Origin of the sequence: Dyella humicola (assembly GCF_026283945.1) — a bacterium.
Lineage (GTDB): Bacteria > Pseudomonadota > Gammaproteobacteria > Xanthomonadales > Rhodanobacteraceae > Dyella > Dyella humicola.
Window position 1 is genome coordinate 1,207,523 of sequence record NZ_JAPDPC010000001.1, and the last position, 22,521, is coordinate 1,230,043.

A 22,521-nucleotide genomic window follows, 5' to 3' on the forward strand; every position below is an offset into this window, starting at 1 on the left:
CCCATGCGTCGATTGTTGTTCTCCATGCCCGCCCTGCTGCTCGCTGCGCCCGCGGTGGCTGCCGACCTCCATGTCACGGTGCAGATTCCGCAACTCGATGTGGCCGAGTATCACCGGCCGTATACGGCGGTGTGGATCGAGCGCGGGGACCACAGCGTCGCCGCGCAGTTGGCCATCTGGTATGCGCAAAAGGAATCGAAGGAAGGCGCCGGCACCAAGTGGTTGCCGGAGCTGCGCCAATGGTGGCGTCGCGGTGGCCGCGAGCTGCAGTTGCCGGTGGATGGTGTCTCGGGTGCAACACGTCCGGCAGGCGAGCAAAAGTTGAACTTCCACGACGGCAAGGCTCCGCTGGGTGACTTGCCGGCCGGCAAGTACGAGCTGGTGGTGGAAGCCGCCCGCGAAGTCGGTGGTCGCGAAGTCGTGCGCCTGCCCTTTGTTTGGCCGGCGAGTGCACCGCAAGTGCTCGCGGCCCAGGGCAGCAGCGAGCTTGGCGCGGTCAAGCTCGATCTCGCCCCTTAAGCAGGCTCCAAGGTGAACATGATGAAGAAGCAATCGTTGAAGTGGAGCGTCCTGACCCTGGCCTTGACCCTGCCGTTCGCCGCGCAGGCGCACAAGATGTGGCTGGTGCCATCGGCGACCAATGTCTCCGGCGCCGATCCCTGGGTGACGGTGGATGCGGCCGTGTCCAATGACCTGTTCTACCCCGACCACATGCCCGTGGCCTTGGATCGTGTGATCGTCACCACACCGGACGGCCAGACGGCCAAACCGGAAAACGGCATCACGGGACAGTATCGCAGCGTGTTCGACGTGCACCTGATCGAAAAGGGCACTTACCGGATCGCCGCGATCAACGGCGGCCTTTTCGCCACCTACGAACTCAATGGCGAGAAGAAGCGCTGGCGCGGCGATGCGGCCAACCTGGCCAGGGAGATTCCCGCCGGGGCGAAGAACGTCGATGTCGCCGAGTCGATCAATCGCGTGGAAACCTTCGTCAGCAACGGCAAGCCGGGCGGCCTTGCGCTGAAGCCCGAAGGCAAGGGGCTGGAGCTGGTGCCGGTCACCCAGTTCACCGACCTGATGGCGGACGAGCCGGCCACCTTCCAACTGTTGCTCGACGGCAAGCCGGCGGTCGGCCTCAAGGTCACCGCGATCGCCGGCGAGACGCGCTATCGCAACACGCAGGAAGAGATCGACAGCACCACCGACAAGGACGGCAATTTCAGTCTCAAGTGGCCACATGCAGGCATGTACTGGGTCAACGCGAGCACGCAGGACGACAAGACGAGCATCAAGCAGGCCAAGCAACGGCGGCTGTCGTACTCCGCCACGTTGGAAGTGCTGCCGCAGTAATGCGCGCACGCGACATCACACCATGCTGACCGGGACCACGCCATCGGAGAACCTCGTCGTGCAGGCCCTGCAAGGCGAGACCATGGGCACGACCTGGTCAGTGCGTGCGGTATTGCCGGTCGAACTGTCGCTGCAGTCATGGCGTGATGGCATCCAGGCAGCGCTCGATCTGGTCGATCGCCAGATGAGTACGTACAAGCCGCAGTCGGCGTTGTCGTGTTTCAACGCCGCGCCTGCCGGTACCTGGCACGCCATGCCCGCCGAGTGTTTTGAGGTTATTGCGCACGCACTGCAGATGGCGCGCGACAGCAGCGGCGCGTATGACCCGACCGTGGGGCCGCTGGTGAATTTGTGGGGCTTCGGTCCGGACGCGTCGCGTCACGAGCCGCCTTCGGACGAAGCGATCGCGGTGGCGCGTGAGCGCATCGGCTGGTGGAAGCTCAAGCTCGACGCGGCTACGCGTAGCTTGTATCAGCCCGGCGGGATTTATCTGGACCTTTCTTCCGTCGCCAAGGGCTATGGCGTCGATTTGGTGGGGCGCTATCTCGATAGCATCGGCATCGGTGCGTGGCTGGTGGAAGTCGGCGGCGAACTGAAGGGCCACGGCAAAAAGCCGGACGGTTCGCCATGGCGCATCGGTGTCGAGCGTCCCGGTGCGGCGGTTGGCGCCGTCGAAAACATGGATCAGCTCAGTCGGGTCGTTACGCTGAGTGGCTGCGCCATTGCTACATCGGGCGACTACCGCAGGCAGTTCGAATCGGCTGGCCGATCGTACTCGCATCACATCGATCCGCGCACAGGTCAACCCGTGCCGCACTTTGTAGCATCGGTCAGCGTGATCGCGCATGACGCGATGCAAGCCGATCCGTTGGGTACCTTGATGACCGTGTTGGGCCCAGTACACGGGCTTGCTTACGCGCGCGAGCGCGGACTGGCCGTGTTGTTCCTCTTGCATGGAAAGAACGGTACGGAGGAACGCCTTTCGCCTGCATTTGCCGAGGCGCTTCGTTCGTGAATCGATCCCCGACGCTGTCGATCGAAGGCAAGCCGTGGGGCAACGTTGCGCTGATCGCGCTACTGGTCGTGCTGGCAGGTGGTCTGCTTGCGCTACATACCGGCGAATGGGAATGGCGCGATCCTGGCGCGGAGCGCTGGCTTCTAGCGATCGCAGTGCTAGCGGCCTGGGCGGGTTTCACCGCATGGACGGGCTGGTCTCGTCGTCGCGCGATGCACAGTCAGATGCTTTCGGCGCCGTCATCCGGCACGCCGCAGGGAGAGGCTGTGCTGATTGCTTTCGCCAGCCAGACCGGTACCGCTGAACAGCTGGCCCGACAGACCGCGCAAAGTCTGCAACTGGCAGGCATGGCGGTGAGCCTGATCGAATTGGGTACGCTCGATGGCGATGCGTTGATGCAGGCGACGCGCGTGCTGTTCGTCGTAAGCACCACCGGCGAAGGCGATGCGCCCGACAGTGCCGCGCGCTTTGTTACCCACTGTATGCGCGCACCACTACCACTCGGTCAGTTGCAGTACGGGCTGCTCGCGCTCGGTGATCGCGACTACGACGATTTCTGTGGCTTTGGACGGCAGCTACGGCACTGGTTGCAGCAGAGTGGTGCGCACGCGCTGTTCGATGCCGTCGAAGTCGACAACGGCGAGCCCGCTGCGTTGCGTCATTGGCAGCACTACCTGTCGTTGCTGTCCGGTGCCACCGAATTGCCTGACTGGGAGCGTCCCGATTATCAGCGCTGGCAGTTGATCGAGCGACGCCTGCTCAATCCTGAAAGCCTGGGCGGTCCCTGCTTCCACCTCGCTTTTCGCCCGATGGACGGAGAGGCAACGTGGCAGGCGGGTGATCTGGTTGAGTTGGGGCCACGCCATGCGCCGGACGACGTGGCGCGGTGGCTGGCCGCGCCGCCCTACGATGGTGATGTGCTGATCGAACATGACGGGCGCCGTGCAAGCTTGCGGGACTGGCTGGCGGGGAGCCACCTGCCTTGCTTCGACGACGTTCGCGGCCGCACGCCCGTTGACGTCGTACGCGATCTTCAGGCGCTGCCGCATCGCGAGTATTCCGTTGCGTCCATGCCCTCGGATGGTTCGCTGCATCTGCTGGTACGTCGCATGGTGCGTGCGGATGGCAAGACCGGGCTCGGCTCAAGCTGGCTCACCGAGCATGTGGACGTGGGGGCCGAGGTCGCGCTACGCATTCGCAACAACCCGGGATTCCACGCGCCGCCTGACCGACGCCCGCTTGTGCTTATCGGCAACGGCACGGGCTTGGCCGGCTTGCGTGCCTTGCTCAAGGCGCGTATCGATGCAGGTCATTCACGCAACTGGCTGCTGTTCGGCGAGCGACAGGCGACACGCGACTTCTACCATCGTGACGAGATCGAGCAGTGGCTGCGCGACGGACATCTCGCGCGGCTTGATCTCGCCTGGTCACGTGATCAGGTCACGCCCGCCTACGTGCAAGATCGGCTTCGCGCTGCGGCAGACGAGCTGACGCAATGGGTGAGTGAAGGGGCGGCCATCTACGTCTGCGGCAGCCTCGCCGGCATGGCGCCTGGTGTGGACGCCGTGCTGCGCGAAGCGCTGGGTGAGGTCGAGCTAGAGCGCTTGCGCGAACACGGCCGCTATCGGCGCGACGTGTACTGAACGCTGCTGCGGCATCGTGTTTCGCATGGGCGCACGCCGTGCGTGCCAAGCGCCATGGTTCATCGTCGACATCACGGGCGATGGATCAGTCCGCCGGTAGCCTGGCCAGCACGATTTCGCCGCCACCCTCGATGCGCACGGGGTGCGCTGGAATCGGGTCGATCCACATCATGTCGTTGGGAGCGAGCTCGTGCGATCGGTGGTCGGCGATCACCTTGGCATAGCCGGCGAGCAGAAGCACGAACCAGTGCCAGCCCCTGGGTGCCAGCAACACCATGGCGCCATGGAGTGGACGGGCGATCAATTCACCCTGGACATCGCCGCGCAGCATCAGGTTGAAGGCGCGGGTGGCGCCTTGGGGCAGCGCAGCGTATGGCACGTCGTCGCCGCTGAAGTTGGCGAGGTCGAATCGGTTCAGGAATTGCGTGCGACCGTCGGGGAAGGTCAGTTCGACAGGGGCGTCCAGCGGCACAAACTGCCGTCGCGCGTCGGCAAATGTCGAAAACGACGCAGGGTTTTCGATGTCAGCAATGCTGAGACGCCATTGCCAGGCATCCTGCTGCGGGCCGCAGGCGATTTCGGTGGTAACACCGGCACCATTGGCCCATGGCTGCCGGCGCAATGCATCGACGGCTACAGGGCGAAGCACGCTCATGCGTAGGCGCGGCGTTGCTCGCGATACGGCGGGTAATAGGCGAACACGTGGTTGTTTGTACCGAAGAAATCCATGTCATCGATGTGTTCGCCGCCCAGGCGCTCGGCGACGCGGTCCGAGGCATCGTTGCCGATGCGCACCAGGCTGATGACGCGCTGCGCGTTGAGCCTGCGCCAGGCGAATTCAAGAATCGCATTGCCCGCCTCGGTGGCGTAACCGTGGTGACGGAACTCGGGCCGCAGCATCCAGCCCAGTTCCAGATCGGGCCAGCCTTCCGGTTGCATCAGGCCGGCGCGCCCGACGAATTCACCGGTTTCCTTCAGCTCGAGCGCCCACATGCCGTAGCCACGGAGCTGCCAATGCCCGATCAGCATGGCGAGCGAACGCCAGGCATTGGTACGGTCCAGCGGCTGGCCATCGCCCACCCAACGCGTGCTGGCCGGGTCGGCCAGCATGGCGGCGTAGGTTTCGAAGTGCCGCTCGCCGAGAGCGGTAAGGCGCAGGCGCGCAGTTTCAAGGACAGGTATGTCGATCATGGGTGTCAGCTAGCAATACGGATGCCATGGAGCAGGGTGGCGAGGGCGTGCGTGCTCAGGGTCAGGCTTTCGAGCCACGGCAAGCCGACGATTTTCTGGCCCGTCGCGGTGTCCACGAAGACCTCTTCCTCGCCAGGTGGTAGCAGGTGGCGATAGTCCACGGTAATTTCGGTGCCGGCGGGCAAATCGCTCAGAGCGAAGACGAAACCGAGATGCCACAGTCCGGTGGGCGTAAAGCTGTGGTTGATGAAGCACTCGTCCGGCCAATCCGGTGAAACGGTATAGCGGTCTTCGAACCAGCGGGCGCTGGCGTAGAGCTGCTCAGCCAACGCGGGCGATCCGCTCAGCTCAGCATAGGAATACGTGCGATCGATGGCGTCCGGCGCAGTGACTATCTGCCCGGCCACGACGTCCTGGTCCAGGAACAAACCTTTGCCAGCCCCTGCAATGGCAGACGCAGCGATGCGGTAACGCGCAACGATCATGGTGGCCTAAGCCGAGGGCGAGGCGGGCGAGTGTAGCGCAACCGGCCGGCGTCGCCAGAGCCGGCCGGTTGCCTGTTTGTGTACGCAAGTTGCTGACGGGTTTGATTATTCGCCGGCGGCTTTGCTGGCCTTCGGTTTTGCCTTGGTCGGTGCCGGCTTGTTGGCTGCCTTGCTGTCGCCGGGAACGTCGCCGAGCAGAATCGAGTCGCGGTTGCGCTCCAGCGTGGCCGGGCCTATGCCCTTGACCTGCGACAACTCATCCACACTTTTGAAGGGGCCGTGTTCATCGCGCCAGGCCACAATTTTCTCCGCCTTGGAGAGGCCGATGCCGTCCAGCGACTTGGCGATGGTGGGGGCGTCCGCTTTGTTGACGTTTACCGGGGTGGCCGCAAACGCGGGCACTACCAGTGCGAGTGCGAGGGTGGCGAGCAGGGCTGCAATTTTATGGTGCATGGGTAGGTCTCCCTTTTGAGGTGAGTGCGGCATCCATGTGTGCCGCGCCATGACTCTGACCGGCCAGCTGGCTTTGGACAGTCGGGCGGCACGTTAGATCCGGGTGAGGGCTGGGACTACCCGTGTGTCGGTGGGAAACAGGGCAGCCTGTGGGCTGCGGCGAGCTTCTCGTCCGCGCTGATACAATTTCGCCTTTCCCCACGCTGCAGGAGTCGCCCATGGATACCGCTCGCCTCAACCGTTTTGTCAGCGGACTCTGGGATGACGAGATCGTGCCGCAGCTGGTCGAGTACATCCGCATTCCCAACAAGTCGCCGATGTTCGATCCCAAGTGGGTCGAGCACGGCTACATGGATGCAGCCGTCAAGCTGATGGAGAACTGGGCCCGCAGCAAGCTGCCGGCCTTGCCGGGCGCCACATTGGAAGTGGTGCGTCTGGACGGCCGTACGCCGTTGATCTACATCGAAGTGCCAGGCACCGGTGATGACACTGTGGTGCTGTACGGCCATCTGGACAAGCAGCCGGAGATGACCGGCTGGGCCGAGGGCCTGGGTCCGTGGACGCCGGTGCTCAAGGGCGACAAGCTGTATGGACGCGGTGGCGCCGACGACGGCTACGCCATCTTCGGTTCGCTGGCGGCGTTGCTGGCGCTGCGCGAACAAGGTGTGCCGCATGCGCGCTGCGTCGTGATGATCGAAGCCTGCGAGGAATCGGGCAGCTACGACTTGCCGTTCTACGTGGATCACCTCGCCGATCGCATTGGCAATCCGTCACTGGTGGTGTGCCTGGATTCGGGCTGCGGCAACTACGACCAGCTGTGGCTTACCACCTCGCTGCGCGGCATGACCGGCGGCGAACTGACCGTGCAGGTGCTGGAGGAGGGCGTGCATTCGGGCGATGCGTCCGGGGTGGTGCCGTCCAGCTTCCGCATCCTGCGCGAGCTGTTGAGCCGCCTCGAAGATCCGCAGACCGGCACGATCAAGCCGAAGGAACTCTACGTCGAGATTCCGCCGCAGCGTATCGAACAGGCCAAGCGTTCGGCCGAGGTGCTGGGCACGGCGGTATACGACAAGTTCCCGTTCGTGGAAGGCATGCATCCGGTCACCGAGGACCTGACCGAGCTGGTGCTCAACCGCACCTGGCGTCCGCAGCTGGCGGTGACCGGCGTGGACGGCATGCCGCCGCTGGAAAGCGCCGGTAACGTGCTGCGCCCCAAGACCTCGGTGAAGCTGAGCCTGCGCGTGCCGCCGACGCTGTCGGGCGCCAAGGCCGGCCAGTTCGTCAAGGAGCTGCTGGAGAAGGACCCGCCGTACGGCGCCAAAGTCAGCTTCAAGCTGGAGAAGGACGGCAGCGGCTGGAATGCACCGCAGTTGTCGCCCTGGCTGGAGCAGGCCGTGGCCACGGCATCGCAGAATTATTTCGGCACGCCGGCGGCGTACATGGGCGAGGGTGGCAGCATTCCGTTCATGGGCATGCTGGGCGAGAAATTCCCCAAGGCGCAGTTCCTCATCACCGGCGTGCTCGGTCCGCACTCCAATGCGCATGGCCCGAACGAGTTCCTGCACATCCCGACCGGCAAGAAGGTGTCGATGGTGGTCGCCGATGTCGTCGCGCGTCACCACGAACAAGGCGCCAAGGGCTAAGCCCGCTTGAAGGTCGCCCCGGCGGAAGCCGGGGCTGCGCGCCTTCGTGGCCAGGGGTGACTTCGTGCCGGTCGTCGCCCGCAGGCAGTGACACCCAGGGATTGCCAGCGATGAACGATGCTCCGAACGACTACACCTATCTCGCGACCCACTGGAGGGCTGTACGCGAGCGGGTGGATGCGGCCTGCCGCGCCGCGGGTCGCGATCCTTCCGAGGTTTCCATCCTGCCAGTGAGCAAGACCTTTGGTCCCGACGTGGTGCGAGCCGCCATGGCGCTGGGGATGACGCGCTTTGGCGAGAACAAGGTGCAGGAAATTCGCGGCAAGGCCGAGGCGCTGGCCGACTGTGCGATCGAGTGGGTCGTCATCGGCCATCTGCAGACCAACAAGGCCAAGGACGTGGCGCGGCTGGCCAGCGAGGTGCAATCGCTGGACCGACTGGAGCTGGCCGAGGCTTTGCATCGCCGGCTGCAGCTGGAAGGTCGCACGCTCGACGTGCTGGTCGAGGTGAAAACCTCGCCGGAGGAGAGCAAGCAGGGTTTGTCCCCGGCGCAATTGCCCGCCTTTCTGGACGCCCTTGGTGCCTACGACAGCCTGCGCGTGCAGGGTTTGATGACGCTGGCCGTGCAATCGGACGACCCGACCGCCGTGCGCGCCTGTTTCCGTCAATTGCATCAATTGCGTGCCCAGGCGAAGGCCCAAGGGCATGATTTGTCTAGACTTTCGATGGGCATGAGTGGGGATTTTCCGCTCGCCATCGCAGAGGGGGCGACCGAGGTCCGAATTGGCTCGGCGATCTTTGGTCGGCGGCCTCCTGTCACAGCTCAGTAACAGGTCTGTATCAAATAAATAGTTCACTAATTGATCAAAAAATCACCAGTTACGGTGACTTTATTGTTCTAAATCAATATGTTGATGGCTGCGCCTGAACCCTGACAAATTTCGCAACGATGTAGTTCAGTTAACCCCGATCGAACATACGACCGGATTCCCCCTGCTAAGTTCACGTCTCCATCACGGCCGGCGGCTCAGCCGACGGTCTGACTCACGAACTGCAGAGGGATTTTTCCCATATGCCAACCAAGCGATTGTTTAGTGCTGCTGCGCTGGCTTGTGCACTGTTCGCGTCCCTTCCGCTGTTTGCTGAACCTCTTGCTGGTCAGGCCAGTGCGCCGGCCGCAATGAACATCACGCCGAATCTCATGGGCCAGCTGGCAGTGTTTGCGCCAGCAGCTGGACTGGCACAGTCCGTCGTTCCCGCCAAGGCGAGCATCGCGGCACCGGTGGCCAAGCAGGCCGCGGCTGGTTGGGGCGCCGAACAGGACGAACTCGACGCTGACGCCGATGGCATGCCGGGTACCGGCGTGGACAACAACGCGGTGGCTTCGCTGGCCGGCGAAACGTCCGGGCTGCGCAAGACCTTGATCGGTCTGGCCATGACGCTGCGTGACATCCGCTATGTCCGCGGTGGTCGCGATCCTTCCACCGGTTTCGATTGCAGCGGTTTTGTCCGCTATGTGTTTGCTCACGCCGTGGGCCTGGATCTGCCGACCAACTCGGCTTCGCAGTTCCTCGCTGGCCTGAAGGTGAGCCGCGGCGATATGAAGCCGGGCGATCTGGTGTTCTTCCGCACGGCAGGTAGCCGTGGCCAGGGCCGCATTTCGCATGTCGGCATCTACATCGCCAACGGCCAGTTCATCCATTCGCCCTCGCGCGGCAAGACCGTGCGTGTGGACAGCCTGGACGAGTCGTATTGGTCCAAGCGTTTCGCCGGCGCCAAGCGCCCGGACGCCCTGGCTCGCAGCAGCTGATTTGATGGGTCTCCGCCAGTCAAAGGCCGCCTTTCAGGCGGCCTTTTTTTATGCCTGCAACAACAAGGTTGCCTAGGGCCTGTTCGCCCTAACGGCCGAGTTCGCGCAGTTCGTCCGATTCGACAATGCGCACACCGTTGCCGGGCGTACTGGCCAGACGCCACAGGGCTCGAGCCACCGTAGCCGCTTCGATACCGCGCAAGCGCCCCGGCAGTACCCGCGAGAAGGGCGCCGCGACGACTTCACCCAGCCGAAACTCCCGACGCGCCCCCAGCAGCAATGAAGGGCGCACGATGGTCAGGCGGGGCCAGTTCTGTTTCTGCAAGGCGAGCTCGAGTTCACCCTTGGTGCGGTTGTAGAAAATCTTCGAGGAGGGATCGGCGCCGAGCGCGCTGATCGCCAGATAGTGGCGTGCGCCCATGGCCAGGCCGTGCTTGCCCAGCGCCAGCGGCCAGTCGTAGTCGACCATGCGGAACGCCTCGCGCGAGCCGGCCTGACGGATCGTCGTGCCCAGGCAGCAGAACACGGTATCGATCGGACCATGCAACTGGGTGATCAGATGGCTGACCATGCCTACCTGATTTTCCAGCTTGGGGTGTGCGGGGAGAGCGTGCCGCGTCGGCGCAAGCACATGGGAAACGCCGGTATCGTCGAGCAACAACGACAGCAGCAGCCGTCCCGTAAGACCGGTGGCACCCGCAAGTAGTACCTGGCGTGGCGAATCCGTCATGCGGTCATCCTACGGTTTGTGAGGCCTGGTCAATGGGTGGGTAGAACGTCGCTGGGATGCTTGCCTGGGCAAGGTGGGCATGACCATCTTGCGACGATCGACAAGAGCCTGTGCAAAGTTTCCGTGTGGTCACCAGCGCCGCATCCGTGGCGGTGCCGAGCCTGTACGGGTACGCTTGCGTAGTTTGTAGCCTGGAATCACCCCGCATGCCTTTCGATCTTCCTCCCGTTACGCGCAACCTGCTGATCGCCAATGTGGCGATTTTCCTGTTGCAGCAAGTGATGGGCGAGACTCTGCTGGTGCACTTCGCCCTGTGGCCCTGGGGGGCGGACCAGGTGGCCCAGGCCGGTGACGGCAGCATCGTGTCGGTCGGTTTTCGAGTCTGGCAGGTGGTGACCTATGCCTTCATGCATGGCGGCTGGACCCATCTGCTGTTCAACATGTTCGCGCTGTACATGTTTGGTGGGCAGATCGAGCGCCTGTTCGGCACGCGCAACTTCATCCTGTATTACTTCGTCTGCCTGGTGGTGGCGGCGCTTGCCCAGCTCGCCGTAGTGCAGTGGTTCACAGGCGGGTTCTATCCCACGCTGGGCGCATCGGGTGCCATCTTCGGCCTGCTGCTGGCGTTCGGCATGATGTATCCGCATGAGAAGGTCATGCTGATGTTCCTGCCGATTCCGATGCCTGCGTGGCTGTTCGTGACTGGCTACGCACTGGTCGAACTGCTGCTGGGCGTGACCGGCACCCAGGCCGGCGTGGCGCACTTTGCGCATCTGGGTGGCATGCTCGGTGGCCTGGTGCTGATCCAGTACTGGCGTGGCAAGTTGCCGATCAAGCCGCAGCGTCGCCTCTGGCGCTGATCGCTCGCCCTACATCTATTCGGCTATTTCATGACGCAGCATCTCCAGCGCCGGCTTACGCCGCGCCATATCACGTTCATGGCGCTTGGCATGGCCATTGGCGCCGGCCTGTTCCTCGGCTCGGCCGATGCCATCACGCTGGCGGGACCATCGGTGCTGTTCGCCTACATGTTTGGCGGCGTGATGATCTTCATCATCATGCGCGCGCTTGGCGAGATGACCGTGCACGATCCCGTGGCAGGTTCGTTCAGTGTCTATGCGCAGCGCTACCTGGGTTCATTCGCAGGTTATGTCACGGGCTGGAACTATTGGCTGCTCATGGTGGGCGTGGGCATGGCCGAGGCCACCGCGGTCGGAACGTATATGCACGCATGGTTTCCCGATTGGCCGCGCTGGATCTGGGTATTGGGTAGCGTGCTGACCATCGGTGGCCTGAACCTGCTAACCGTGAAGATCTATGGCGAGATGGAATTCTGGTTCACCCTGATCAAGGTGTTGACCGTGCTGGCGATGATCGCCGGCGGCCTGTCGCTCATCTTCCTGGGCTGGGGCAATGGCGGCCAGCCGACGGGCCTGTCCAACCTGTGGTCGCACGGCGGCTGGTTCCCACATGGCCTGACCGGCATGGTGCTGGCGCTGCCCGTGGTGGTGTTCTCGTTCGGCGGCGTGGAAACCGTGGGCATTGCGGCGGGCGAGGCCGCGCAGCCTGAACGCACGATTCCGCGCGCGGTGAACTCGGTGCTGTGGCGCATCCTGATCTTCTATGTGGGTGCGCTGTTCGTGATCATGGCGATCTATCCCTGGACGGGCCTCGGCACGCAAGGCAGCCCGTTCGTCACCACCTTCGCCAAGCTCGGCATTCCGCAGGCGGCGGGTCTGATCAACTTCGTGGTCATCACGGCGGCGCTGTCCGGCTTCAACTGCACCACCTTCAGCGGCAGCCGCATGCTCTACAGTCTGGCTGGCAAGGGGCAGGCTCCGGCGGCGCTGAGCAAGGTCAACGCGCAGGGTGTGCCGCTTCGCGCGATCCTGGCGACGTTGGCTGTCCTCTTGTTTGCCGTGGTTCTGAACTATCTGCTGCCGGCGAAGGTGTTCGGCATCATGATGTCGATCCTGTCGTTCAACACGGTCTGGACGTGGACGATGGTGATGTTGGCGCACTTCAGTTTTCGTCGGCGTCAGCGCGCCGAGGGAGTTCCGCTGGGCGCGTTTCGGTTGCGGGCGTGGCCGATTAGCAGTGTCGTCTGCGTGGCCTTCCTGGGCTTTGTGCTGTTCATGCTTGGCTACAGTCCCGATACCCGCGTGGCGCTCTATGTGGGCGCTGCGTGGATCGCGCTGTTGACCGTCGCTTACATGTTGTTCGGTGTGGAGCAGCGCATGCAGGTGCGTGAAGGGTTGCTGGCGACGGCCTAGGTTGTGTTGCCGCGCATACGCCTTCCCCCCTGTTGGGGAGAGGGCTGGAAAGAGGGGTGGGTGCTCGCTCTCACGCGACAACTGGGCGGTATCGCCAGGGTGCCGCTTACGCAGCGGGCGTTCCGAACCGCTGCCGCGGTCCGGGTCACTTTTCTTTTGCTGGCCCAAAAGAAAAGTAACCCAAAGAAAATGGCCTTGAAGGCTCATAGCATGGCGCGGGATACGAGCCTGACGGGCGTGGCCAGCCGAATTAGTTGCGGCCCACGGCTACACACCGCCGCTACACCGCAACGCGCCGATCCGCAGAGGGCTTAAAGCGTGGGTGATGCGGTGGCCATCTACGCACGCGGATACAGCAAACGTCACGACCTTCGGCCGAGCCTGCCTTAAGTCCTCACCGCGTCGGCGCGTTGCGGTGTAGCGGCTGTGTGTAGCCGTGGGCAGTCAGTTCCTTAGTCGCAGGAACCTTCCAACGCTTCTATCCCACGCCATGCTGCCAGCTCTTGAGGCCGTTTTCTTTGGGTCACTTTTCTTTTGGGCCAGCAAAAGAAAAGTGACTCGAGCGCCGGCAGGCGATCGAAACGCCCGCTGCGTAAGCGGCACCCTGGCCATAACGCTCAGCTGTCGCGCCATGGCGAGCCCCTCACCCTAACCAACTTCCCACCAGAAAATACCTTCGGGTAGTTCGCGGAAGAGAGGGGCGGGAGTCGTCGCAGCTCCCGCGACGACTCCCGAAAAATCCAAACGCGCTCAGCGCAGCGCCATGAAGTCCGGGCTCACCACAAACCGCACGGCATCCAGTCGCAGTCGCGATTGCGGTAGCGCGGCCAATACGGCCGTGCGTTCGTCGGCCACCGCGGCAATCTCGCTATCGCTGATCGCCGGATTGACCGCGCGCATCGCGAGTAGGCGCGAAAGCTCGGCGTCGAGTGCTTCGGTCGCGTAAGCCAGGGCGTCGGTGACGCTGCCCTGTGCACGCTCGCTGGCCAGCGACTCAGCTTTTTCCAGCATGGGCGGCACCAGCTTGGTGAGGAACTTGCGGTAGCGCGGCACTTCGATGTTGCGGTCGGCGGCCTTGCGCAAGGCGATGTCGCTGGGGCGGAAGTCGACGCGCTCGGCAAGCCGCGTATCGACGGTAACGACCACCGGTTGCGTTGGCAGGAAGCGCTCGGCATCGAGCTTGCGGTCGGCTACGCATTCCAGAACGTAGACGGCCTGTAGCAGCGCGCTGCGTGGTGGCAGTCCGTCATCCACGAGGAACGCAGCATTGCCTTGCTCACTGGACAGTGCGAGATCCAGCGCGCCCAGCACGATCGGATGATCCAGGCGCAACAGCGGCAGTTCTTCGCGTGCCAGTGCGACCTCACGCGCGAATGTAACCGCCTGTGGGCCCTCGGCGAAGCCGGGCAGGGCGTCGGTGGAAAGATATTGCGGATCGAGCAGCAGCACCTTGCCGCCCAGCTCTTCGGCATGAATGCCGAAACGTTCCAACAGGCCCTGGATGAAGGCGTCGCGCGTGGGGTCGTTATCTTCGCGGGTGAATGCCTGTTGCAGTTCATCCGCGTGCAGGTCGCGGCTGGCCGCGAGTTCGAGCAAATGATCGCGGCCGCTGCGAATCAGCTCGGCCATCTCCTCGTGGCTGGCCAGGGTTTCCGCCAGCAGCACGTCAAGTTCCTGGTCACGATTGTCGTCACCGCGCGCGTGCTGATCAGCCAGTCGCGCGAGCGATTCGCCAAAGCGGCGCAGCAGCTCGCGACCATCGGCGGGGCTGGAGCGAAACGCATCCACAGCTTCGTCGTACCAACGTGCCAGCACATGTTGCGCGCTGTCGGCCACGGCAAGTATGTGGATGCTGATGTCGTGCTTCTGGCCAATGCGATCCAGGCGTCCGATGCGTTGCTCGAGCAGGTCCGGATCAAGCGGCAGATCCCACAGGATCAGTCGATGGGCGAACTGGAAGTTACGGCCTTCGGAGCCGATCTCCGAGCAGAGCAGCAGGCGCGCGCCGTCCGGCTGCGCGAAATACGCCGCATTGCGGTCGCGCTGCACGATGCCGAGGCCTTCGTGGAAGCGCGCCAGGCCGACGCCACTCTTCGTGCGCAGCGCTTCTTCCAGCGCCGACACCTTGGCCTGGCTGCGGCAGATCAGCAGGAACTTGTCCTGCGGGTGCGCTTCAAGCAGGGTGACCAGCGTGTCGATGCGGGGATCGCTGGTGTAGTCGAGCTCGATGGCCGGCGATGGCTGCTGGATATCCGCGTGGAACTCGGCCAGCAATGACTGGCGTCCATCGTCGCTGAGCGTGTCGCCGTCAAGCAGGTGCCACACCGGCAAACGCTTGGGGAAGCCGCCGATGCTGGCGCGACGATTGCGGAACATCGCGCGGCCGGTGCCGTGGCGATCGATCAGTGCAGCGAGGATTTCGCGTGCATGCTCGGGCTTGGTCGTGTCGGCGAGTTGTGACTGAAGTGTTTCGTCGCCGTGGAAGGCGTCGCGCAACGTGGTCCGCTGCGTATCATCAAGCGGCTGGCCGTCGAGCAAGCGATCGGCAACCTTGGAGAGGTTGCTGAACTTGTCCGACTCGCCCAGATAGACGTCCAAATCGTGATAGCGCTGCGGGTCGAGCAGGCGCAGGCGGGCGAAATGGCCGCTGCGGCCGAGCTGTTCAGGCGTGGCGGTAAGCAGGATCACGCCGGGCGTGGCTGCGGCGAGCTGGTCCACCAGCGTGTAACGCGGGCTGGCGGCCTCGGGCGTCCAGGACAGATGGTGCGCTTCGTCGACCACCAACAGGTCCCAAGAAGCATCGCGCAGCTGCTGGGCGCGCTTGGGCGACTGTTCGAGGAAGGTGAAGTCGGCAATGACCAACTGCTCGTCTTCGAACGGATTGCGGCTGGGGTCCGATTGCTCCAGGGCATCACAGCGCTCTTCGTCGTAGATGGCAAAGCTGAGGTTGAAGCGGCGCAGCAATTCGACAAACCACTGGTAGACCAGCGTGTCCGGCAGCAACACCAGCACGCGCTCGGCGCGCCCGGTGGCCAGCTGGCGAGCAATGATCATGCCGGCCTCGATGGTCTTGCCCAGGCCCACTTCATCGGCCAGTAGCACGCGGGGAGGACGGCGTGCCGAGGCAATGCCGGCCACGCGCAGCTGGTGCGATACCAGCCCGATGCGGGCGGCACCCAGGCCCCAGGCCGGCGAACGGCGGGCGTTGGCGCGACGCTTCAGGCCCTCGAGGCGTAGTTCAAAATGTGAAACGGGGTCGGTGCGGCCACCGATCAGGCGGTCATCGGCCTGGCTTACGCTTTGTTCGTCGTCGAGCTGGCCTTCTTCCAGCTCGCGGCCTTCTCCGCGATAGACCAGCAGCTCTTCACGGACCTCCACGCGTTCAACCAGGAAGGCAAGGCCCTTGCCGGCCACACGCTGACCCGGGCGAAACTCCGCGCGCACCAGCGGCGCCGAGTCCACCGCGTAAGGCCGCAGCACGCCTGCCTTGGCAAACAGCACCTGCACCCCGCGCCCTTCGACGCGCAACACCGTGCCGAGGCCGAGCTCAGGCTCGGCGGTGGAAATCCATCGTTGACCGGGTACGAACATCAGGGGGACCACAAGCAGCTAGGACCGCAGATTATCCGCCCAGTGGTTGTGGATGCCTAGAGAAAATGGTCCCCATGCTATTCGATGGTTCCATGACACGGGTCCGCGACCTCGGCAGGCACCGCGTTATGGCGCGCAGGCGGCCCCTACTGCCCACGGCTGTGTGCTGGTACTTCCCGATGTGCTCAGATCGAGTTCGACGCCCTGAACGGAAGCCGTGCTCGTGCCAGTACCCGTGCCGTTGTCGCGATAGCAGGTGGCGAATTTCAGAATCGCTGCGGTCGCGATGGGCAGCTGCTGACCCTGCCCATTGAAACTGATCACATAGCTGTTTGCGGTGTAGTTTGACTGGATCGAGACACCCTGGCGCGCCTGGGTGTAGCGCAGCAAGAGGTTGGTGGCCGACGCGGGATTGAAGATGGTGTTGGCCACCGCGTTTCCGGGCGTGTAGCTGTAGACCATCCAGCCTGTGTCGTACGTCTTCGTCGGAAGACAATTCTGGCCATCCGTGGTTGGGCAGACAGACACGGCCAAGCCGCGATTGGCCGCCTCGGTTCTGGCGTAGCTCAGGTCGGCCAGCAAGGCGTTGCTGCTCGAGGCGACCTGGTTGCGGCGGATCGAGTCGCGAAAGGCCGGCACGGCGAAAACCGCCAGTATCGCCATGATGGCGAGCGTGACCATCAGCTCGATCAGGGTGACGCCTTTGGCGTGTGACGATATCCGCTTCATGGCGATCACCAGCAGTTGCCGTTGGACGTGGTACCGGTCATCGACTTTAAGCCGGCGTTATTAATCGTCAAAATCAGGCAGGCGTCCGTGAGCTGAGCGGTTTGCGGCCTTGCCTCCATCGTAAATTGCTGGTTAGACACCAATACGCCACCCTGGATGTCGGCGATATAGAAGCCATTCTGCGAGCTGGTGTTATTGAAGCCGATGGTGGGCAGGTCAGCGTACTGGTTATGCGTGGCGTAGTAGCGCTCCTCGGCGACGGCGATGCTTTGCAGCAGCTGTTGCCCCTCCGTGCGCCGGGACCGGAACGCATAGCGCTGGTAGGAGGGGATGGCGATGGCGGCCAGCACCGCAATGATGGCCACCACGATCAGCAGTTCGATCAGGGAGAAGCCGCGCGATCGCTTCAACGAGTTCCAGTTACGTGACTTCATGGATTGATCTCCGACCAGGAGCGGCGACGCCAGATGGTGGTCTTGAAGGTAACTCCTCCGGGGCCCTTATTACCGGGATTGGGATTCAGGTTGTTGGTAGGCGTCACGCCGGGGAGCAAGCCCGTGCCGCCGCCGACCATGGTGGTCACCGGAATCGTGCCGCTCGTCCGCACATTGTTGACACGGGCACCAATGTAGGTGATGCCGCCTACCGAGCCGACGGCGGAGCCTGGGCCGCCCGTCGTGGCATTGATCAGCATCACCGCACCCAATACCGCCGGACTGCAGGGGTCGGTGCTGCTCGGGATCAAGGTGCTGATCACCGCCGTATTGCTGCTGAAGATGGCACCGGGTGTCACCACGACGCGTTCGCCGGCATCAGTCTGGGTCGTGCCGCTCATGGTGCTCAGGTCGAAGTACCAGCCGCCCGAGGTGCCGGGCACGGTATTGCTGGTCAGACTGCGGTAGGTGACGCCGTAATTTGGGTCACTGGTGTTGGTGATGGTGGTTTCGCTCAGCGTTTGCGCTGTCAGCATCGAACGCGTGATGGTGACGGGGGCTCCGCTGGAATCCACCTCGTCACGGATGCCGTACACGGTTTGCAGCGTGGTGCTGGTGTTGTCTCCGGCACCCAGGTATTTGCCGGTGCCGAACAGCACGATGAATCGATTGGTCGACGAATCGGGGAACAGGCGTGGCATGACGGTAATCGGCTGGGCGCCCTGGGTCTGCGGCTGGAAGGCCAGGGTGACGGTCCAGTTGCCCGGTGAGGGATCGCTCAGGTCGAAGCGCCACAGATTGCCCGCCAGGTCGCCGGCAAACGCCACATCATCGATCTGGTCGTGGTTGTAGTCGCCGAGCACGGGTGAGGTCAGCCCATAACTGGTCACGCCGGTGATCGTGGTGGGCGTCTTCAGCTCCTGGATCAGCGCACCGGTCTGTGCATCCAGCACGAACAGCGAGCTGTAGCCATTGGACGCCGCCGCAATGGTCGTGCAATTGGCCGGTTTGTCGGATTGGCTGCAGTCCGGGAAATAGCCGCCCGGTACCAGCACCACCCATTTGCCGTTGGCGAGGCGGCCGATGTTCGGCTGCCCATAGGTGTAGCCAAGATTGGCGGGATTGCCGGCGGTCGTTTTGGGCTGGTCAGCGTCGAATTCCCACAGCACGGTGCTGGAGGCCGCCGCTTCCGTCACCGTGGTCGGATTGGAGATGTCCAGCGCGTAAACACCGCGCCCACCCAGGCGCAGGCCACCCACCAGAAGGGTATGCCACTTGTTGTCGCTGAAGAACACATCACGCGTGACGGGGGTGCTGTTCACGGTGGGAGCAAACGTGAAACTGCTCTTGCTGGTCAGATTGCCCAGGTTGGCGTAGACCGCGCGCGGCACATAGGCCCAGCGCTCCTGTCCGGCCGTGGCACTCTGGCCCGGGCCATAGCTGGCGCAGCTGGTTCCGCTGCCCGGAGGATTGCAGGCCAGGGACGCGTCGAAGGCGTGCAGCATGCCGTCATTGGCAGCCACGTAGAGCGTGGCGGGTCGGTTGATATTGTTGCTGACGTAGGTGTCGTAGGACTGGGCCGAATTGCCGGCTTCCGGCGCACCTACAGGCCAGTTGTTGGTGTAGCCGCTGGCGGGATAGCTGACGTATAGCGGTTGCGCGTCGATGATGGCGCCAAGCAGGCTGTTGCGCGTGCGCATGACGCCCTTGGTTTCTTCGGTGCGATCGCCGCGCAGATAGTTCACGCGAGTGGCCAGGGTGTCATTGGTGCTGTCGGTCGAGGCGGGCGCGTTGAGACCATTCTGCTCGCTCGTATCGAACGCGGAGGTGCTCTCGAACGGCATGGCCGCCATGACGCCCGTGCTGCTCATATTGACGGTGAGAATCTTGCGGCTCGTGGGCGGCGTCGTGGTGCCGTTGGTCAAGATCGTGCCCGCGTCCCAGAGGACAGCGCCCGTCGAACCATCGGTGTTCAAGGTCAACGCCTGCAGCACGCCACTCCAGTCGATTGAGCTATAGCCGGTGTTATAGGTCACGGCGCCCAGCGTCATCACCGATGCATTGACCGCGCTTACCGTCGGTTGCGCCGCGCGGGCCGTAATGTTCGTAAGGATGCTGGTCAGCTGGGTGATCAGCAGCTGCGGATTGCCCGCGTTGAAAAACTGGCCGCGGCCGGCGAGCGCCGCATGCCAGGTGTCGTCAACGTTGGCGGCGATACCGCCGCCGGTGCCGTTGGGAACCGGCCAGCCCACCAAGCCGGACGAGTTTGCGACGCCCTTGCGCAGCGAGCAGGCGTCAGATGTGTCCGGTGCGGCGTTCGTGCAGTCCGTGTCCCCGGAAAAGTTGAGCTGGCCGTTCACGCCCAGACCGACCAGGTACTCCGACATATGCGGCCAGGTGGCCGGATCGTTTTTCGGATTGAAATAGATCTCGTTGTTCAGCTGCGTGGTGCCAACGATTGAGCTGGTGGTCGTGCTCGATGCGACGACGCCCTTGGTCAGGTCGGGCAGGTAGGCCGGTACGATCTTGTTGCTGGTCGGGGCATACAGGTCGGAGCGCAGATTCGTCGCCCAATAGTGGAAGGCGATGTCGGACAAGGACGCGTAGCCAGAATCACCGGCGTCGTTTACCGGCGCGAAGATCGAGGTGACGCCAGCGGAGGTGGGGCTGGGATACGCCGTATTGTCCGGCAAGGTGAGCGAGCTCGACGGCAGGGTGAGCGTGGACCTTGAAGGACCATCGGCGCTGCCGTTCCACAAGCCGTCCGTCACCAGCATGTGGAAGTTCTGGCGGCAGTAGAGCTCATTGCCGGTGGTGGCGCCTGCTACAGGCGGCTCCCAGTACGGATCGGTCAGATTTCCGGTGGCCCCTGTATTGCCATTGCCACGCTGGAAAAACGCGCCGGCGCGAGCCACGGCGCTACGCGTTGGCGTACCACCGCTGGCGGGTACCTGGAACAGCCAGTTGAAGAACGCGCTGCGGTAGCAGGTCGGTGGAGTCGACGTGGTGCTTGGGCTTTGCGCCGAGCTCGGGCTCTTGCTCGAATCGGTGGCGGCCAGGGTCGCGCACGTGGCCCCATCGATCAGTTCGCTGATGATGGCGGTAGTGGGAAGCTTGTAGCCACTGGTGTTGAGGTTTTGCCAGGCCATGCGGATATTGCTGCCGAAGCCGCCGCTTTCGGTCGTCGCGCCGAGTTGTCCGAACACCAGGGACAAGGAGGTGCGCGCCATCTGATTGCGCGTGCGGTAATACGCGTACCAGTTGGCGAAGTTCTGGTATTGGCTGGCGGGTACGGGAATGGCCTCCCAATTCGTGGCGGTGTAGAGCGCCGTCGTATCCGTCGTGGTCGCAGGCAGGCCGTACTGACTGAGGTTGACCGTCACGCCGGTCTTGAGCCGATAGTAGTACGGCCCGCCGTTGGGGTAGGTGACCGTGGTGCCATCGCTTAGCGTATGCGATGCCCCGTCCATCGGGCTGGTGCCCGAATACATATCACCGCCGCCGCCGCTTGCCGAAGAGCCCGTGCCGCACATCCAGCGGTTGTCTGTTGCCGCGGTGGTCGTGGTGACCGACCAGTAGTTATAAGAAGACTTGCTGGTGCTGGTCTTCGTGGTGCAGGTTTGACCATTGGGGCATGCGGTACCCGCGTTCAACTTGCCCGAACTATCCGTCCACGTATAAAACGTATAGTTACCGCCGCTCTTGGTCAGCGGGGTGTTTACGCACGAGCCCGTGTCCGCATTGCCGGCGCAGGCATTGAAGCTCGCGGACCAGGTCTTCGTGCTGACCGCTGGGCTGTAGGTGCCCAGCAGGTTGGTTGTAGCGCCCGTGCTGGGCTTGTCCAGATCGGGATTGTTGTTATAGGCGGCTGCAGCAGCCGTCACCGGACTCAAAGGGCGATTGATCAGGATGCCATCCACCCAGACGGCAGCGAGCGTCGCGTCCGCATTGGCAAACGACGTGCCGTCGGTGTACATCGGCGTCTTGTAGCTGATGTTGGGGTTGTAATACACGCCGTTCATGGTGAGGCCGCGCAGTGCCGCGTTGCTCCCCGTGGCGTGGTCCGCATCAATCAGGCCAGCGCAACGCCAGGGACCACCGCTCCAGTCCCAGGCCGAATTGAGCAGGCCGCCACTGTTGTTGGTGGTGAAGGGCGGCGCGTCATTGAGGCGATTGGACTGCATCGAGCCCGAGTCGTCGAACGTCATGACGATATTGGGCGCCACCGCCTGCGTTTGATTGGGCGGGGTCGGGCTCAGTTCCGTGGTGCCGAGCGACGCGGTTGCCGCCTGGGCTACAGGTGTGAACGGCGCGGCGAAGCCACTGATCAGTGTCAGCAGCACGGCTGAAATGCCGAGGCGCAGGCGCTGGGAAGAAGGACGAGTCGACATGGTGTGGATGCTCCGGCTCAATTGTTTGCCTGGGCGTCAAAGGTGCTTTGGACCACGCGCACGGCGTTTGGATTGCCACCAGTGGCTCGCGCGGTGATGCGGAAGACGTGCAAGTTGATCGTGCCGGCGCCGCCATTGAGCTGACCCGTATCGCCCGCCTCGCTCGGCGTGCCGGCGTCTTGAGGTAGCTCCGGCCCCATGTCCTCGATGATGTACCTGGGGTTGTTCGCCACCTGGGGATAGCCCGTGGCGCTGGCGGTGTAATCGACCGAACCGTTCGGGCCGGTGTAGGGATGCCCGATCGAGGAGAGCCATGCCTGGCTGGTGCGGAAAGTCGTGACATCGCCACCGGGACCATAGGGCGGATTGCTCGGGTTGTAGACGACACAGCCGTCGTCGCTTGAGATCACGCCGTTGAGGCAGTCGAGATGGCCGCCGATATTGCTGGTGGTAAGCCATAGCTTCCACTCGGCGCCCCGCAGTGCGGTTTCCGCACTCATCTGCGCCTGCTGGGCATTGCGCAGGCTGCCGGCCATGCGTTCCTGCAGTAGTGAGCGACCGGATGCGCCGATGGCCAGGATGGTCAGCAGCAGCATGAAGATGAGCGCCACGATAAGCACGGCACCACGTTGGCTGCGGCGTGTGGGCTGGTCTTGCGGTGATTGTGACTGCTTCATGGTGAACTCCGCTCTGCTCAATCCGGTGTGGTGCTGCCGCTAGTCCGAAGCGCCTGCCTGCCATGGATCGGTAGGTAAAAATCAAGTCTCCACGTGAACTGGC

General features: G+C 63.5%; 19 protein-coding genes. 9 read left to right on the plus strand and 10 right to left on the minus strand.

Features of this window, described 5'->3' with window-relative positions; translation table 11 throughout:
- Positions 1-3: 3 nt before the first annotated feature.
- The 4 genes from OUZ30_RS05225 to OUZ30_RS05240 are packed head-to-tail and all read left to right on the plus strand — an operon-like array spanning position 4 to position 4,011.
- Entirely contained in the window at positions 4-519 is a 516-nt protein-coding gene (locus tag OUZ30_RS05225) for a DUF2271 domain-containing protein (RefSeq protein WP_266181133.1), read from the plus strand.
- Between the two features lie 21 nt (positions 520-540).
- Complete coding sequence (locus tag OUZ30_RS05230; RefSeq protein WP_266181134.1) at positions 541-1,353, plus strand: DUF4198 domain-containing protein; 813 nt, start codon at positions 541-543, stop codon at positions 1,351-1,353.
- Between the two features lie 22 nt (positions 1,354-1,375).
- Entirely contained in the window at positions 1,376-2,368 is a 993-nt protein-coding gene (locus OUZ30_RS05235) for an FAD:protein FMN transferase (protein ID WP_266181135.1), read from the plus strand.
- Complete coding sequence (locus OUZ30_RS05240) at positions 2,365-4,011, plus strand: sulfite reductase flavoprotein subunit alpha (protein ID WP_266181136.1); 1,647 nt, start codon at positions 2,365-2,367, stop codon at positions 4,009-4,011. Before OUZ30_RS05235 ends, OUZ30_RS05240 begins: the two co-directional genes overlap by 4 nt.
- 85 nt (positions 4,012-4,096) lie before the next feature.
- Here the strand turns inward: OUZ30_RS05240 and OUZ30_RS05245 are convergent, their stop codons facing one another.
- The 4 genes from OUZ30_RS05245 to OUZ30_RS05260 form a co-directional block, all read right to left on the minus strand.
- Positions 4,097-4,666: a HutD/Ves family protein gene (locus OUZ30_RS05245; protein WP_266181137.1), complete on the minus strand. Its 570-nt coding sequence runs from the start codon at positions 4,664-4,666 to the stop codon at positions 4,097-4,099.
- Complete coding sequence (locus OUZ30_RS05250) at positions 4,663-5,202, minus strand: GNAT family N-acetyltransferase (protein WP_266181138.1); 540 nt, start codon at positions 5,200-5,202, stop codon at positions 4,663-4,665. The genes OUZ30_RS05245 and OUZ30_RS05250 overlap by 4 nt, the downstream gene beginning before the upstream one ends.
- A 5-nt stretch (positions 5,203-5,207) precedes the next feature.
- Positions 5,208-5,687 carry an SET domain-containing protein-lysine N-methyltransferase gene (locus tag OUZ30_RS05255; protein ID WP_266181139.1) on the minus strand — a complete coding sequence of 160 codons (480 nt, stop codon included), beginning with the start codon at positions 5,685-5,687 and terminating at the stop codon, positions 5,208-5,210.
- 105 nt (positions 5,688-5,792) lie between these two features.
- Complete coding sequence (locus OUZ30_RS05260) at positions 5,793-6,140, minus strand: ComEA family DNA-binding protein (protein ID WP_266181141.1); 348 nt, start codon at positions 6,138-6,140, stop codon at positions 5,793-5,795.
- Positions 6,141-6,358: 218 nt separating this feature from the next.
- Between OUZ30_RS05260 and OUZ30_RS05265 the strand changes: the two genes are divergently transcribed.
- The 3 genes from OUZ30_RS05265 (at position 6,359) to OUZ30_RS05275 (ending at position 9,593) form a co-directional block, all read left to right on the plus strand.
- A complete protein-coding gene (locus OUZ30_RS05265; protein ID WP_266181142.1) occupies positions 6,359-7,783 on the plus strand; it encodes a M20 family metallopeptidase in 1,425 nt (474 codons plus the stop codon).
- A 110-nt stretch (positions 7,784-7,893) separates the two neighbouring features.
- Complete coding sequence (locus OUZ30_RS05270; RefSeq protein WP_266181143.1) at positions 7,894-8,613, plus strand: YggS family pyridoxal phosphate-dependent enzyme; 720 nt, start codon at positions 7,894-7,896, stop codon at positions 8,611-8,613.
- Positions 8,614-8,855: 242 nt separating this feature from the next.
- Complete coding sequence (locus tag OUZ30_RS05275; protein WP_266181144.1) at positions 8,856-9,593, plus strand: C40 family peptidase; 738 nt, start codon at positions 8,856-8,858, stop codon at positions 9,591-9,593.
- 88 nt (positions 9,594-9,681) lie between these two features.
- On the opposite strand, the gene OUZ30_RS05280 is transcribed toward OUZ30_RS05275, so the two are convergent.
- Positions 9,682-10,323: a Rossmann-fold NAD(P)-binding domain-containing protein gene (locus OUZ30_RS05280; RefSeq protein ID WP_266181145.1), complete on the minus strand. Its 642-nt coding sequence runs from the start codon at positions 10,321-10,323 to the stop codon at positions 9,682-9,684.
- A 206-nt stretch (positions 10,324-10,529) separates the two neighbouring features.
- On the opposite strand from OUZ30_RS05280, the gene OUZ30_RS05285 reads away from it, so the two are divergent.
- Together OUZ30_RS05285 and OUZ30_RS05290 are read left to right on the plus strand one after the other, a co-directional pair.
- Complete coding sequence (locus OUZ30_RS05285; protein WP_266181146.1) at positions 10,530-11,183, plus strand: rhomboid family intramembrane serine protease; 654 nt, start codon at positions 10,530-10,532, stop codon at positions 11,181-11,183.
- A gap of 30 nt (positions 11,184-11,213) precedes the next feature.
- Positions 11,214-12,596, plus strand: a complete 1,383-nt coding sequence (locus tag OUZ30_RS05290) for an amino acid permease (protein WP_266181147.1) — start codon at positions 11,214-11,216, stop codon at positions 12,594-12,596.
- 750 nt (positions 12,597-13,346) lie between these two features.
- Here OUZ30_RS05290 and rapA read toward each other — a convergent pair.
- From rapA to OUZ30_RS05315, 5 genes are all read right to left on the minus strand, one after another.
- The gene (rapA, locus tag OUZ30_RS05295) at positions 13,347-16,187 is read right to left on the minus strand and encodes an RNA polymerase-associated protein RapA (protein WP_266181148.1); all 2,841 of its coding nucleotides are present in this window, start codon (positions 16,185-16,187) and stop codon (positions 13,347-13,349) included.
- 126 nt (positions 16,188-16,313) lie between these two features.
- A complete protein-coding gene (locus OUZ30_RS05300) occupies positions 16,314-16,916 on the minus strand; it encodes a GspH/FimT family pseudopilin (protein ID WP_266181149.1) in 603 nt (200 codons plus the stop codon).
- A 5-nt stretch (positions 16,917-16,921) separates the two neighbouring features.
- Positions 16,922-17,350 carry a type IV pilin protein gene (locus OUZ30_RS05305; RefSeq protein ID WP_266181151.1) on the minus strand — a complete coding sequence of 143 codons (429 nt, stop codon included), beginning with the start codon at positions 17,348-17,350 and terminating at the stop codon, positions 16,922-16,924.
- The gene (locus OUZ30_RS05310; RefSeq protein WP_266181152.1) at positions 17,347-21,741 is read right to left on the minus strand and encodes a pilus assembly protein; all 4,395 of its coding nucleotides are present in this window, start codon (positions 21,739-21,741) and stop codon (positions 17,347-17,349) included. Before OUZ30_RS05310 ends, OUZ30_RS05305 begins: the two co-directional genes overlap by 4 nt.
- Positions 21,742-21,758: 17 nt before the next feature.
- A complete protein-coding gene (locus OUZ30_RS05315) occupies positions 21,759-22,418 on the minus strand; it encodes a pilus assembly PilX family protein (RefSeq protein WP_266181154.1) in 660 nt (219 codons plus the stop codon).
- Positions 22,419-22,521 lie beyond the last annotated feature (103 nt).